Raw genomic sequence first — 14,435 nt, forward strand, 5'->3', positions numbered from 1 at the left:
CGCCACATCAGATTATTCAAGGGTGGCGTTTTCACGTTTATACGAACCCGTCTCTAACGTTTTACAACGCTAATAACAGAGAGAGCTTACTGTTTACACTTTTAGTGGCCTGATAAAGCGATTGATACAATGCGTACTTATCATGATAGTAAGCCTGAGTGCTGGATTCTGGTTCGTGAACCTCCAAAACGTCAGGCATAGAACAATGATCAGCAATCAAAAATTCCAACGATTTCCCTTGGCTTTGCTGTTCACCCAATAAGGCTAAACGTGCCGCCCCAAGCCCCGGACCTACATCGCCCCCATCTCGGTAAATAAGGCGTTTATTCAAGACATTGGCAATAATTTGACGCCACATTGCAGAACGCGCACCACCGCCAATTAAGGACAGCTCATCGACAGAACTGCCTGCACTGAGTAAGGCGTTCTGACAATCTAATAAAGAGAAGGCCACACCTTCTAAAATTGCCAATGTCATTGACCCAGTGCTGGTGCTATTAGACAGGCCAATAAATTGCCCATTCGCTAACGGATCGTTATGCGGGGTACGTTCTCCACTCAAATAAGGCAAAAACACCACACTTGTACGTTGTATTTCAAGGTCTTCCAATGCGTCTAACAACTCAGGTACAGACTTGTCCACCAACTTTGCAAACCAAGACAATGAGTTGGCCGCACTCAAAGTAACGCCCATTTGATGCCAACGATTGGGCAACGCATGACAAAACGCGTGCACGGTATTTTGTGGGTTAGCCTTGTGAGATTCACTGACCGTAAAATAGACCCCCGACGTGCCCAATGAAATAAAGCCCTGACCCGGGTTTGTCACTCCCATCCCTACAGCGCCGGCGGCGTTATCCCCTCCACCCGCTACCAGCAGCAACTGAGGTAAACCAAGTGCTTGCGCGGCTTCTTGTGATAACACACCGACCGGCTCACACCCTTCATACACTCGCGGCATATTGGCTTGCGTTAAACCGGTCGCAGCCAGCAGCACATCATCCCATTGACGAGTTTGAGGATTAAGCCACAAGGTTCCTGCGGCATCGGAACAATCCGTGGACATGCTCCCAGTCAATCGATATGCAAGGTAATCTTTCGGCAACAAAACAAAAGCAAGTTGAGCAAAAATATCTGGCTCATTTTCTTGTACCCAGCGGATTTTAGGGGCGGTAAAGCCCGGCATGGCAAGATTGCCCGATCGCGCTAGCAGTTCTGGGCATTCGGCCATCAAGGCATCACATTGCGCCTGACTGCGGCCGTCATTCCATAAAATACAAGGTCGTAACACTTCGCCCTGAGCGTCTAACAAGGTGGCACCGTGCATCTGTCCCGATAGCCCGAGTGCTTTTAATTTACTCAGATCTAAACGCTGCTGAAGTTGTTCAATGACGTCAATACAGGCTTGCCACCACGACAAGGGATCTTGTTCAGACCAAGTAGCATGGGGCGAATTCACCGTTAATGATGATGACTCCTGTGCAACAACATTACCCTTGTCGTCAATAACGACACCCTTTAACCCAGAGGTTCCAAGATCAAGACCTAAATACATTTTTTTACTCATTTAATTAGCGAACAGTCGTTTGTTTTATTTGTGTGTGTGTGTGGCATGCTAAGCACATTTTAAAACATCATGTTACATACTCGAAACATTAGACTTTCGAGTCAATACAATTCGGTTAATTGACCTTTTTAGTACAATTAGAGAATAAAAACGGTTAGTTTATCAGCTAGACTTCTCAACAAATTCACACTCGATCTACTGAATGGAAACGGTTATGACCAGGCTACAAGACATTATCAATACAACACAGCAAAACCAAGACAGTGTGGCAAAACAACCTCACCTGGGGCTGCTGCGTATCGCAGGACCTGACACGAAAAAGTTCCTTCAAGGTCAGCTCACCTGTGATCTCAACAAATTGTCCCAGAAAGCGAGTTTGTATGGGGCTATTTGCAACATAAAAGGCCGCATTATCAGCAGTTTTTTTCTCGTCCAGCACAATGACGATGTACTTATGCTGCTGTCAAACGATCTGCTCGACAAAACCTTAACGCATTTAAAAAAGTACGCGGTGTTTTTTAAAACACAACTCACCGACGCCAGCAATGACTTTACCGTATACAACAAGATTATCGCGGCGGCTCCATCATTGGCGATAGAAACCGCCACCGTGTCTGAAACGCTGCTTACACGCATTGAGGCAGCCACGCTTACCGTAGTGGTATGCCAACAGCCATTCACTATGCAGTGGCTTATTGTTGATAAAGACAGTGATGACATAGCGGAACAAAATTCTCAGTTGGCGGCGCTGTCCATTCTTTCAGCTCGTCCTGTGATCCATGCAGAACAAAGCGAAGCCATACTGCCACAATGGCTAAATATGCAAAGTACAGGGGGAATTAGCTTCACTAAAGGGTGTTATACGGGGCAGGAAATTGTTGCGCGTCTGCACTACAAGGGTAAATCGAAAAAACAGCTTGTGTTAGCCAGCTGGCAAGGTGCACTAGACTGTAGCAAAAACATAGTCGATCATGAAGACAACAGCATTGGGCAAGTCTTCGCTACCAGTCACCTAGGCGATCGCTATTTTGCCCAGATACTCCTTAATGCTGACCCGAGTGACACAGGCAAGGTATTTCTTGATAATCAAGCCATCACTTTGCTGGAGCTGCCTTATTTATTGAATACTAAAACCACCAGCACAATCGCGTGACACAACTCAAAAAGACAGCGTTATCTGCTCGTTTTGAAGCATAGCTTGAGTGCTAGAAGTCTTGGCGCCGGTTTCTACGGCCGCTAAGGCCCACTGAACTGGCGATTTATCAACGGACTTCAAATAGTCATTCGCTTTTGAGAAATGCCGACAGCCAAAAAAGCCACGATACGCCGACAAAGGCGACGGATGTACGGTCTCTAAAACGCACTGCTTAGCTCGATCAATGTGACGGCCTTTTTTCTGAGCATAGGCGCCCCACAACATAAACACCACACCTTGATGTTCACGATTAATCACCTCGATAATAGTATCAGTAAACCGCTCCCAGCCTTTATTTTGATGTGAACCCGCGTGATGCGCTTCGACTGTTAATACGCTGTTTAACAACAACACACCCTGCTCAGCCCATGACATTAAATAACCATGCTGGGCGGGAGCAATACCTAAGTCGGATTCTAACTCTTTATACATATTTACCAAAGAAGGTGGCACTTTCACGCCGTACGCCACCGAAAAAGACAAACCGTGCGCTTGCCCTGCACCATGATAAGGATCCTGACCCAATATCACGACTTTCACCTGTGAAAATCGTGTGGCTTCAAGAGCCGCGAAGTAATGTGACTTATCAGGATAGAGAGTTTTATTGCATTCTTCCGTTCGTAAAAATGCGTCTAAACTAAGCATATACTCTTTTTTAAGCTCTTGAGCTAGGTGTTCACTCCAGTCCTCGGGAATGTCCATCGCTTTCCTCTTTTATCTATGAATAGAAAGGGTTTAATGAAGGTGTTTCTTTAAATTGAAAATACCCTTGTAACGATTCGGTATCGCTCGGTGTCATCAAGTGCTTTAACAGTAGCCACACCATTTCTCTAAGGCCGTAGGCTTTTTTATAAACCTCAATAACCTGAAAAGACTCATCATCAGGCAAACTCGGGCAGTAGGCGTTCACCAGAAGGGCCGTTTGTGCTGTCGTTAAATTATGCGATTTTGCCACGACAGCAAGATCAAACAAAGGATCACCCACTCCGGAGTATTCCCAATCAATAAACCATAAGCCATGATGATTCATCAGCGTATTCATGGGGTTTATATCGTTATGACACAGCACTAAAGGCAATAGCAACGGCGGTGGAGTAAGCGTTTTATAAAGCCGTTGCAGATACGCGTATTCGCACACTAAAATATTCTGCTCAGCAACCAGGTCACCAATCTCGCTCAAATAATGGTTAATGATGGCAAACACACAATACGAGTGCTGTCCCTTTGGCAAACGATGCGCTTTTGCAATCACCGCAGCTAACCTAGGTAGATACTCTGTTTAAGCGCAAGCTTTTTTATGTTCCTCACTGAATAATTTTGATGAATCAAAAGGCGTGTTTGATTTAAAACACGCCCAGACTCCAGTCAGCATTTTGCGCATTACGGCACACATAGCTTGGATCTTTTTCTTACCTCGCGCGATTAACGCTTGGTAAAACGCCTTTGCGTTTGGGTCATGACGAACAGCTGACATCGCTGGCATAAATAGCGCACAGCGTAGATAAGTGTTACCCGCTTTACTCAGCCTGCCTGGACGGTTGAGGCTGCTACCAGATTGGTTAAGCCGTACATCTAAACCAGCGTATCGACTCACCTGATTGGCCTTAAGTGTTTCTGGTAAAATAATCAGCTCTCCTAGCATGGCAATAGCCGAGACTTCTCCAATGCCCTTAGCCGCTAGAATATTATTAAATTGCTGCACTATTTCAGCATCGCTTTTAATCATTTCTAGAGCAGCCGTACGCAAACGCTGAATACGATTTTCTAAAGATGCAATACCCTCTTGCTCATCAAGAATAACTACGCAAGACGTTCCTTCATAAGATGTCATGGCATGTAAGCGGTTTTTTGCTTTAGTACAGTCACCTGTTAAACGATTGATTTGTCTTGATATATCTCGTAATTTTAGTTTGTCTTTATGAGGAGGTGTCCACTTTTCAGGTGTCATGCGTTGTGCATATTCCGCCAGCAAGGCAGCGTCAATACTATCTGTTTTACTGTGCGCTAACTTCATCTGAGCAAAGTGATTAAAGCTCTTGGGATTAATCACACTAATAGATATTTTGGCATCATGAAGGGCAACGGCTAAATCTAAATAATAGATCCCTGTGGCCTCCATTACGATCAATTTCGGATGATGCTTTTGTAAGAATTCGATCAGTGTTGCTCTACCGCCAGGTGTTTGTTGAAACGTTTTTACGGAACTATTTTTATCATTCTGACGTACGACAAGATCAACGGTTTTTGCCGCGATATCAATACCTACAAATGTACTCATGGTTTGCGTACTCGTTAATTTAGTTAGATAATAATTACCGGTCCCTGACCTCGTACTTTTTACCACTCAACCTTGTAATACGAAGTCACCTTTGGGTGCTTCTTGATACTCTTCGAGATGAGTAAATGAGGCGGGGGCCACTCTACAAACGAGGTCAGTAAACTGCCTCAAGGTCGGCACGGCCTCCCGATAATAACTAAAGAATACACCTCAATAGCCATTAAGATCATCATACAAGGTCGGCATCACAATGACACACTCCCCAATCAAGCGAAGGCTGCGGTACAAATTCCGCTGCAAAAGCCCCTTTTTCATCTTTCCAAAGAATATTGGGTGAAATGCTCGCTTTCGCCGCAGCTTCTATTACTCGCATTTCATGCGCTCTGTTTATACCAAAAGCCTCTTCATTTAAGGCTGGTATTCTTAATACACAATGAGGTACTTGATTAACATAGATCAAATACACGGCATTTGAAAAGCCGCCACTTATTTGACGGGTTTTAATCAGCGACAGCTCAGGCAAAATTCCTGCCATTTTTACAAAATATTCAGATAGCACCATCATTTTATTGCCAGAATAGTAAGCGGCTGTCAGAATGAACAGCTTAACCATCCGAGTCAATAGCCAACGTTGAAGCAGATCAATGAATAAACACGAAGACATTATTCGTAAGATACAAGAACGACTGAGCACATTAAGCAAATCCGAACGAAAAGTAGCGGAAGCCATTCTTGCCGACCCTAAAACAACCATTCACTCCAGTATCGCCAAACTGGCGGCCAGAGCGGAAGTGAGCGAGCCAACAGTGAATCGCTTTTGCCGCAGCCTTATTGGCAGCGGTTTTCCCGATTTCAAAGTGTCGCTTGCACAAAGCCTCGCAACTGGAACGCCCTACGTTAATTTAAACGTAGAACCAGACGACGCACCGGGTGCTGTCACCGCAAAAATTTTTGAAGCGGCAAAAAACAACCTAACCAGAGCGCAAGACATTTTGCCGGAATCGCTCATCAGCCGAGCCGTGGATATATTAGCGCAAGCTCGCCGTATCGAGTTTTATGGTTTAGGCGCGTCAGGTCCTGTCGCCAAAGACGCTCACCATAAATTCTTCCGTTTAAATATGCCGGTTGTGGCTTATACCGACATACTGGTTCAACGCATGGCAGCAGCGGGTTCTCACCCAGGGGATGCGATTGTTATAATTTCATACACTGGGCGTACGTTGCCATTAATAGAGACCGCTCGTGTGGCCCGTGAAGCCGGCGCTACCGTCATCGGCATCACAAACCCAGACTCTCCTCTTACGGAACACTGCTCTATTGTACTGCCTATTGAAGAAACAGAAGATACCGATATTTACACCCCAATGAGTTCGCGAATTGTCTATTTAACGCTCATTGATGCTTTAGCAACCGGCGTTTTGTTAAAACGTGGCCCTGAGTTTAATGCATATCTTAAAAAACTAAAACAAAGTGTACAGGACACTCGACTGCCAAAAGTGGATAAAAAATAATCGATTATTAATCGATTGAAGCCTGGATACCATGAGCATTCAGGCTTTTTTTTGAGCAAAAAAAAGGGCTTGAAACAAGCCCAAAAACACCATTACCAACAAAATATTGTCAGTAAGTCAGAGGAACCTTTTAATCATTAAATAGACTGCACGCCCCTTGCTCAGCGCCGCTCACTAAAATACGTTGTGCACTAAACAGTTCGCGCCCCATGCCTTGATGAGAGTCGGTTAAATCTTGTTGTGCCGCTTCGCGACTGTGCAACGCCTCGTCGGAAATAAGCACCGACAAAGTGCCTTTAACCGCATCAAGTCGAACCATATCACCATCTTGGATTTTAGCGATCAAACCACCGGCCAACGCCTCTGGTGTCAAATGAATCGCCGCAGGCACCTTACCTGACGCACCAGACATACGACCATCAGTGACCAGTGCTACCTTGTAGCCCTGATCCTGTAAATTCACCAAATACGGTGTCAATTTATGCAACTCAGGCATACCCAAAGCTTTTGGCCCCTGGAAGCGCACTACAGCAACACAGTCGCGTTTCAACTCACCACTGGCAATGGCTTCAGCCAACGCATTTTGACAGTGAAACACCACCGCCGGCGCTTCGATAATGCGATTTTCCTCTTTCACCGCGGATACTTTAATCACCGAGCGACCAAGGTTGCCTTTGAGCAGCATCAACCCTCCTTCCTTGCTGAAGGGATTATCAATAGGGCGAACCACCTCCATATCCAAGCTTTCATCCGTTCCATCACGCCAAACCACGGTATCACCGTCAAGAAATGGCTCTTTAGTATAATGCGTCAAGCCTTTACCTACGATGGTATTGACGTCTTCATGCAATAAGCCGCCCTTCAACAACTGCTTGACCAAAAACGCCATACCACCCGCCGCATGAAAGTGATTAATATCCGCCTGACCGTTAGGGTAAATTCTCGTCAATGAAGGCACGGCTTTGGATAGCTCAGCAAAATCATCCCACGTGATAATAATGCCAGCCGCACGAGCATAAGCCACGATGTGCATCGTATGGTTAGTAGAGCCTCCTGTTGCCAACAAACCTACAATGGAGTTTACAATGCTTCGTTCATCAACAATGTCGTACAAAGGTCGGTAATCTCGACCCAACGAAGTGATTTTAGTCGACAATTGAGAGGCGTACTTCGTGAGCGCATTACGCAATGGATCGTCAGGGTTCACAAACGAAGAGCCTGGAAGTTGAAGACCCATTATCTCGACCAATAACTGGTTCGAATTCGCTGTTCCATAAAACGTGCAGGTTCCAGCACTGTGATAAGACGCGGATTCCGCCTCTAGCAGTTCCTCGCGTGATGCTTGACCTTGTGCAAAACGCTGACGAACAGCGGCTTTTGCGGCATTAGTGATACCAGAGCGCATTGGGCCTGCCGGAATAAATAGCGCCGGTAAATGACCAAAACGCAGCGCTGCAATAAGCAACCCTGGAACAATTTTGTCACAAATACCCAAATAAATAGCCGCATCAAACATATTGTGAGACAAAGCAATGGCAGCGCCTTGAGCAATATTATCTCGGCTGAACAAGCTCAACTCCATGCCATCTTGGCCTTGGGTTACGCCATCACACATAGCAGGCACACCGCCGGCAAATTGTGCAACAGAGCCCATTTCATGAATTGCCGCACGAATGCGATCAGGGTAATTTTCATAAGGCTGATGGGCAGACAACATATCATTGTAAGACGAAACGATACCAATATTAGCTTCTTCCATAAGCGTCAGCTTTTGCTTGTCTTGAGGCTGGCATGCCGCAAAACCATGCGCCAAATTACCACACGACAAGGTCCCGCGATGAGGGCCATGCTCTTGCGCTTTACGCATATCCTTTAAATATTGCTGACGCAGCACTCTGCTTCGTTCAACGATGTCGTTCGTTACCTTGGCAACAATCGGATTCATGATTCTCTCCATCTTTAATTCCGTTGTCTGAACAACCAGACTGATGTGATATTTTATGTAATATTACTACATTTTTAATTTATTTCATTCTAAATAGCGTTTTTTCTTCGTTGAAAACCATTTTTTTGTAATTTATTTACACAAAAGGCCAGTAAATCGTATTTTAGTCCTAATATCTTCTAACGCTTGTCATACAAATCGGTATAATATTGATGAAAAGATCACAAAGTGATCAAAACGCAATCGAAACATAGGGGATTTGTGAGCAGCTCTTGCTTAAAAAATCACTTATGTAGTATTTTTACGTCAAAGAACATAATTGAACGTATATTGTTCGAATTCGAACAATATACAATTTTCGCACAACGTTAGAGGTGAGTATGACGATTAAGGTAGCTATCAACGGTTATGGACGCATTGGACGCAATACACTTAGAGCCCTGTATGAATCAGGCAAGCGTGATCAAATCCAAATTGTAGCCATTAATGATCTTGGCGATTCAAAAACCAATGCCCATTTAACGAAATACGATACTGTTCATGGTCGCTTCAATGAAGAAGTGACGTTTGACGACGAAGCTTTGTATATTAACCAAGATAAAATTCGCACTTTTTCTGAACGTAATCCTGCCGATCTACCTTGGGCTGAACTCGATGTGGATGTTGTTTATGAATGCACCGGCTTCTTTACAACAAAAGAAAAAGCCAGCGCACACATTCACGCTGGTGCGAAAAAAGTCATCATCTCTGCACCAGGTAAAGAAGTCGATGCGACTGTAGTTTATGGCGTAAACCAAGATATCTTAACATCCGATATGACGGTAATTTCTAATGCTTCCTGCACCACGAACTGCTTAGCACCATTTGCTAAACCACTCAGTGAAAAACTGGGCATCGAAAGCGGCTTAATGACCACCATTCACGCTTACACTAATGATCAGCGCCTTTCCGACGTTTATCACGAAGATTTATACCGTGCGCGGGCGGCAGCGATGAACATGATTCCAAGTAAAACGGGGGCCGCCGCTGCGGTTGGCCTTGTCATTCCAGCTCTTGTAGGTAAATTTGACGGTCTTTCTGTTCGTGTCCCTACTATCAACGTTTCGCTAGTAGATTTAACTTTCTTAGCGCCTCGTGAAACGACAGTAGAAGAAATTAACAAAATCATTGAAGACGCTATCAAAGCGGATCCAATTCTCGCACAAGTATTGCACGTCAATCACGAGCCGCTGGTTTCTAGCGACTTCAATCATAATGCCTTTACATCTAACTTTGACGCGACACAAACTCGCGTTCAAGGCAAATTAGTCAAAGTGATGGCCTGGTACGATAACGAATGGGGCTTCTCTAATCGAATGCTCGACAATACAATCGCATTAATGTCAGCGAAATAATCAAAATACACGAAGGCTGCAGACGCAGCCTTCGTCGTCTCTTATACTCTATTACACGCTTTCTAATCTTTGGTAAATAAAATGACTCGTAGAACTAAAATTGTTGCCACTTTAGGCCCCGCTTCCAGCACACCAGAAATGATTGAAAAATTAATTTTAGCAGGCGCTAATGTATTTCGACTAAATTTCTCTCATGGTCAACCTGAAGATCACATCAATCGAGCTGAAGTTGTACGCGCTATGGCGAAAAAGAACAATCGCCATGTCGCTATCCTTGGTGATTTGCAAGGGCCTAAAATACGCATCGCACGCTTCAAAAACACCAAAGTAGAACTAAAAGACGGCGCTACTTTTGTATTAGATGTAGGTTTTGATAAAAATAACGGTGACGAAACGAGAGTTGGTATTGACTATCCTCAGCTTGCCAAAGATTCTCAGCCTGGCAACATTCTTTTGCTAGATGATGGTCGCGTTGTACTGGAAGTATTAGAAGTTAAAGGTCAAGAAGTGATCACCAAAGTTATTGTTGGTGGCGCTTTATCAAACAATAAAGGTATCAACCGCCAAGGTGGTGGTTTATCTGCCGCGGCACTGACCGAAAAAGATAAAGAAGACATCAAAACCGCGGCCGCACTGAATGCGGATTATCTCGCCGTATCGTTTCCACGCAATGCCGCGGACATTCATGAAGCACGCGGTCTAGCAGAAGCGGCTGGATTGAAAGCTGGCATCGTTTCTAAAGTAGAACGTGCAGAAGCGGTTGCAGACAACGAAACATTGGATGCCATCATCCTAGCATCCGATGCCGTTATGGTAGCTCGTGGCGACCTAGGCGTAGAAATAGGCGACGCCGAACTGATTGGCGTTCAAAAGCACATGATCAAACGCTGCCGTCAATTGAATCGCCCTGTGATTACGGCAACGCAAATGATGGAAACTATGATCACCAGCGCCATGCCAACCCGCGCTGAAGTGTTCGACGTCGCTAACGCCGTACTAGATGGTACCGATGCCGTCATGCTGTCAGCTGAAACAGCGGCTGGTGCTTATCCAGAAGAAGTCATTAAAACGATGAATCGCGTTTGCCTGGGTGCTGAAAAGCAACCTGCTATCAAACGATCTAAACATCGTATCGACGTTCAATTTACCGGCATAGATGAAACGATTGCCATGTCAGCCATGTATGCTGCTAACCACTTAGAGGGTGTGAAAGCGATCATCAGCTTAACTGAATCTGGTACAACACCATTACTCATGTCCCGCATCAGTTCTGGTCTACCAATTTATGCATTATCACCCAACCAAGCGACGCTCAACAAAGTGAACTTATACCGAGGCGTTACTCCGGTCGCGTTCTCTTCGCAAGAGTTTAACGTCGACACCATAGTTGCTGGCCTTGTTGACCATGTAAAGTCATTAGATCTCATCCAAGATGGTGATCTTGTTATCGTGACGAAAGGCGACCACTTGGTGAGCTATGGCACGACCAACATGATGAAGATTGTGAAAGTCGGTGCTGTTGAGGAGTAAATCTTCATGAAGAGCAAAACGTTACATCAAAAAACGATCATCACACCAGAGCGAAAAAACGTCGCTCTGGTCGCCCACGACAATATGAAGCCCGCTCTTATAGAGTGGGCTGAAAAGCACAAAACAAAACTGATAAAACACAATTTGATGGCAACAGGCACCACTGGCAACTTAATGCAAAAACAGCTCCAAGTGCCCGTGCAGTCTCTCATCAGTGGACCGCTTGGTGGCGATCAACAGCTAGGGGGATTAATTGCCGAAGGTAAAATAGACGTACTAATATTCTTTTGGGACCCATTTGAACCCATGCCTCACGACCCTGACATTAAAGCGCTGCTCAGAGTCGCGGCGGTATGGAACATACCTATCGCCTGCAGCGTCTCTTCAGCCAATTTTTTGGTATCATCACCCTTATTCGAAAGTGAATTTGATCGGCAAATTCCAGATTATGAAAAATACCTTCAAGAGCGACTCTAGTCGCTCTTTTCTTTTGCCTCTATCTATCTTTCAACTTACGTATTTCATCACCCCTCAACACTCGCGGTTTTCTTCAAAATCGGCTATATTAGCCGGCATTATTGTCATGCGAAAATGTGTTAGGCCACGTTTAAACAAGGCAAATTACTGATTAGAGTCAACGTAAAAGTCCCTCGGCACCGCGTTGAACGCCACTGATAGGAGAAGAGTTTTGCAAGCAGATGTAGCCCTAATAATGGGATCAAAAAGTGACTGGACAACCATGGAAGGCGCCGCTGAAATAATGGACACGCTTGGCGTAAGTTACCATGTCGAAGTTGTATCCGCTCACCGAACCCCAGTCAAACTTGCAGAGTTTTCCGAAAGTGCTGCAGACAAAGGTTTTAAGGTCATTATTGGTGGCGCTGGCGGCGCAGCTCACTTACCAGGCATGGTTGCTGCTCATACTCGCTTGCCTGTGCTAGGTGTGCCCGTACAAAGCAAAGCACTAAACGGTATGGACAGTTTATTATCTATCGCTCAAATGCCGAAAGGCGTTGCGGTCGGAACACTCGCTATTGGAAGTGCTGGGGCGTTCAATGCGGGCTTATTAGCTTGTCAAATTCTAGCCATTTCCAATCCAGAACTTGCCAAAAAAATTGAAGCGTTCAGAACTCATCAGACAGAAACTGTCTTAGCTAATCCTGACCCTAGAGAGGCTTAATCCATGTCCGTTTTATGGGTATTAGGTGCAGGGCAACTGGGCGCCATGTTAAAGCAAGCTGCAACGCCACTTGGTGTTGATGTTCGTCCAGTCGATATAGAGTCAACGGATACATTAGCATTAGGACCAACTGACATTGTGACAGCAGAAAGAGAAGAATGGCCTGATACTGTCGCCACCAAACAACTTGCTACGCACAGTAACTTTGTTAACTTAGCAACCTTTCCACAACTTGCAGATCGTCTCACACAGAAACAATGGCTAGATCGCCTTGAGCTAGCCACAGCGCCATGGTTTTCTGTTGAAGCAGACTCGACTGCTGCAAAAGCTCATGAGATATTAGGTGAGCGTGTTTTGATGAAACGTCGTCGGGGTGGTTACGATGGCAAAGGTCAATATTGGCTGAAACAATCTGAAAGCATTGAAATACCTGAAGAATGGAAAGGCCAAGCGATTGCAGAACAAGCCATTAATTTTGATGAAGAGGTTTCATTAGTCGGTGTTCGAGGAAAAAATGGTGAAACACACTTTTACCCTTTAACGCTCAATCTCCATATTAATGGCATTTTATACGCATCCATCTCTCCCTTAGAGCGCCTAAAACCTTTGCAAAGCAAAGCAGAAGCAATGCTTAGCAAGCTTATGGACGCTTTAGACTACGTTGGTGTGATGGCAATGGAGTGTTTCCGCATAGGTGATGATCTACTCATTAATGAGCTGGCTCCAAGGGTCCACAATAGTGGCCATTGGACGCAAGCAGGTGCAAGTGTATGCCAGTTTGAAAACCATGTCAGAGCCGTTACAGGGATGCCACTTGCTCCTGCAAACGTAAAAAATCAAAGCATGATGATCAACTTAATCGGTATTGATGTCGATTATCAATGGCTGAATATCAAAGGTTTAGAACTTTACTGGTACAAAAAAGACGTTCGACCTGGGCGAAAAGTAGGACACTTGAATTTTTGTTGCGATGATTTATCTGTATTACAGAGCGCTTTATCAACACTCAATTTACCAGATCCTTATCCAGAAGCCTTTACTTGGTTATCTAAAAACTTACCTCAGAAGTAATGATAGTACCGCGCAGTGAACTACTCGTGGCTAAAACCAACGAACTTCCAAGTTATGACGCTTCGCTGACCTGACGGGTAGAGCTTTTGGTTCTACTCGTCATACGGTTAACTCCACGTTCAGTCTCTGATATTGTGCGTAACACAACCTCTTACCAACCCGCTAAATGATGTGCAAATAAGCCTTTCTCTCGGCACCAAACATTCAAAAATGCTGGAATAATAGTCCGCCACAGCGCTTGTCTGCCCATATAGGCTCGTAAATAGTCTGATGACTCACCTGAAGTTTCTTTTCACAAGTAAGCCATCCAGATATCTGTTCTGGGCTCCAATCCTCTCGAATCTTTTCTTCAATAAGATGCTTGAGGCTTTGGGGGCATTTAAGCGACGCGCTATCGCCATGTCATGGGCTTGTTTATAACGATATCCTCGTTGTCCTGAGTTACGCAATAGCTCCCGGCTAATGGTCGATTGGTTGACTCGCCGTTGTCGAGCTATCTTATTTTGACTCATACCTGTTTTCTTTAAGGCGTAAATCTGGCATCTTACGCCATAGGTCAGTTGATTATAGGATGTCATTTTGCATCTCTTGCCGGAGAAAAAGTGAACAGCATCATATAGTTAACTGACCATCCTATTCTACCCATTCAAGTTATGCACTTACTATCTGAATCCAAGGAACGTTTATCTTTGGTTAGTATGCTTTTATTTTTAGGCACAGAATTTCTTTTCATCCAATTTTTTAAGGTAGCCTAGCAACGTTCA

General features: G+C 44.8%; 14 protein-coding genes. 7 read left to right on the top strand and 7 right to left on the bottom strand.

The features are described from left to right. Nucleotides 1-61: 61 nt before the first annotated feature. A complete protein-coding gene (xylB, locus tag FXV75_RS12025) occupies nt 62-1,567 on the bottom strand; it encodes a xylulokinase (protein ID WP_262368543.1) in 1,506 nt (501 codons plus the stop codon). A gap of 214 nt (nt 1,568-1,781) precedes the next feature. On the opposite strand from xylB, the gene FXV75_RS12030 reads away from it, so the two are divergent. Further along, a complete protein-coding gene (locus tag FXV75_RS12030) occupies nt 1,782-2,720 on the top strand; it encodes a YgfZ/GcvT domain-containing protein (protein WP_187424889.1) in 939 nt (312 codons plus the stop codon). Nucleotides 2,721-2,726: 6 nt separating this feature from the next. On the opposite strand, the gene ung is transcribed toward FXV75_RS12030, so the two are convergent. From ung to FXV75_RS12050, 4 genes are all read right to left on the bottom strand, one after another. Continuing rightward, on the bottom strand, nt 2,727-3,464 hold the full coding sequence (gene ung / locus FXV75_RS12035; protein ID WP_148833722.1) for a uracil-DNA glycosylase: 738 nt from the start codon (nt 3,462-3,464) through the stop codon (nt 2,727-2,729). A 16-nt stretch (nt 3,465-3,480) separates the two neighbouring features. Further along, nucleotides 3,481-4,014, bottom strand: coding sequence for a phosphotransferase family protein (locus FXV75_RS12040; RefSeq protein WP_148833724.1), 534 nt, complete (start codon nt 4,012-4,014; stop codon nt 3,481-3,483). 27 nt (nt 4,015-4,041) lie between these two features. Next, complete coding sequence (locus FXV75_RS12045; protein WP_148831283.1) at nt 4,042-5,040, bottom strand: IS110 family transposase; 999 nt, start codon at nt 5,038-5,040, stop codon at nt 4,042-4,044. A gap of 229 nt (nt 5,041-5,269) precedes the next feature. Further along, entirely contained in the window at nt 5,270-5,653 is a 384-nt protein-coding gene (locus FXV75_RS12050; RefSeq protein ID WP_148833726.1) for a hypothetical protein, read from the bottom strand. Nucleotides 5,654-5,684: 31 nt separating this feature from the next. Here FXV75_RS12050 and hexR point away from each other — a divergent pair, with 31 nt between their 5' ends. Beyond that, nucleotides 5,685-6,551: a transcriptional regulator HexR gene (gene hexR / locus FXV75_RS12055; RefSeq protein WP_148833728.1), complete on the top strand. Its 867-nt coding sequence runs from the start codon at nt 5,685-5,687 to the stop codon at nt 6,549-6,551. Between the two features lie 130 nt (nt 6,552-6,681). Here the strand turns inward: hexR and edd are convergent, their stop codons facing one another. Beyond that, the gene (edd, locus tag FXV75_RS12060) at nt 6,682-8,496 is read right to left on the bottom strand and encodes a phosphogluconate dehydratase (RefSeq protein ID WP_148833730.1); all 1,815 of its coding nucleotides are present in this window, start codon (nt 8,494-8,496) and stop codon (nt 6,682-6,684) included. A 380-nt stretch (nt 8,497-8,876) separates the two neighbouring features. On the opposite strand from edd, the gene gap reads away from it, so the two are divergent. The 5 genes from gap to purK all read left to right on the top strand — a co-directional run bounded on the left by gap (nt 8,877) and on the right by purK (nt 13,671). After that, the gene (gene gap, locus FXV75_RS12065; RefSeq protein WP_148833732.1) at nt 8,877-9,890 is read left to right on the top strand and encodes a type I glyceraldehyde-3-phosphate dehydrogenase; all 1,014 of its coding nucleotides are present in this window, start codon (nt 8,877-8,879) and stop codon (nt 9,888-9,890) included. 81 nt (nt 9,891-9,971) lie between these two features. Then, nucleotides 9,972-11,420, top strand: a complete 1,449-nt coding sequence (pyk, locus tag FXV75_RS12070; protein WP_148833734.1) for a pyruvate kinase — start codon at nt 9,972-9,974, stop codon at nt 11,418-11,420. A 6-nt stretch (nt 11,421-11,426) separates the two neighbouring features. Then, a complete protein-coding gene (locus FXV75_RS12075; RefSeq protein ID WP_148833736.1) occupies nt 11,427-11,897 on the top strand; it encodes a methylglyoxal synthase in 471 nt (156 codons plus the stop codon). A gap of 211 nt (nt 11,898-12,108) precedes the next feature. Further along, a complete protein-coding gene (gene purE, locus FXV75_RS12080; RefSeq protein ID WP_148833738.1) occupies nt 12,109-12,600 on the top strand; it encodes a 5-(carboxyamino)imidazole ribonucleotide mutase in 492 nt (163 codons plus the stop codon). 3 nt (nt 12,601-12,603) lie between these two features. Beyond that, on the top strand, nt 12,604-13,671 hold the full coding sequence (gene purK, locus FXV75_RS12085) for a 5-(carboxyamino)imidazole ribonucleotide synthase (protein WP_148833740.1): 1,068 nt from the start codon (nt 12,604-12,606) through the stop codon (nt 13,669-13,671). Between the two features lie 275 nt (nt 13,672-13,946). On the opposite strand, the gene FXV75_RS16720 is transcribed toward purK, so the two are convergent. After that, nucleotides 13,947-14,249, bottom strand: a complete 303-nt coding sequence (locus FXV75_RS16720; RefSeq protein ID WP_148833742.1) for a helix-turn-helix domain-containing protein — start codon at nt 14,247-14,249, stop codon at nt 13,947-13,949. Nucleotides 14,250-14,435 lie beyond the last annotated feature (186 nt).

The organism is Marinomonas sp. IMCC 4694 (genome assembly GCF_008122525.1).
Classification (GTDB): Bacteria; Pseudomonadota; Gammaproteobacteria; order Pseudomonadales; family Marinomonadaceae; genus Marinomonas.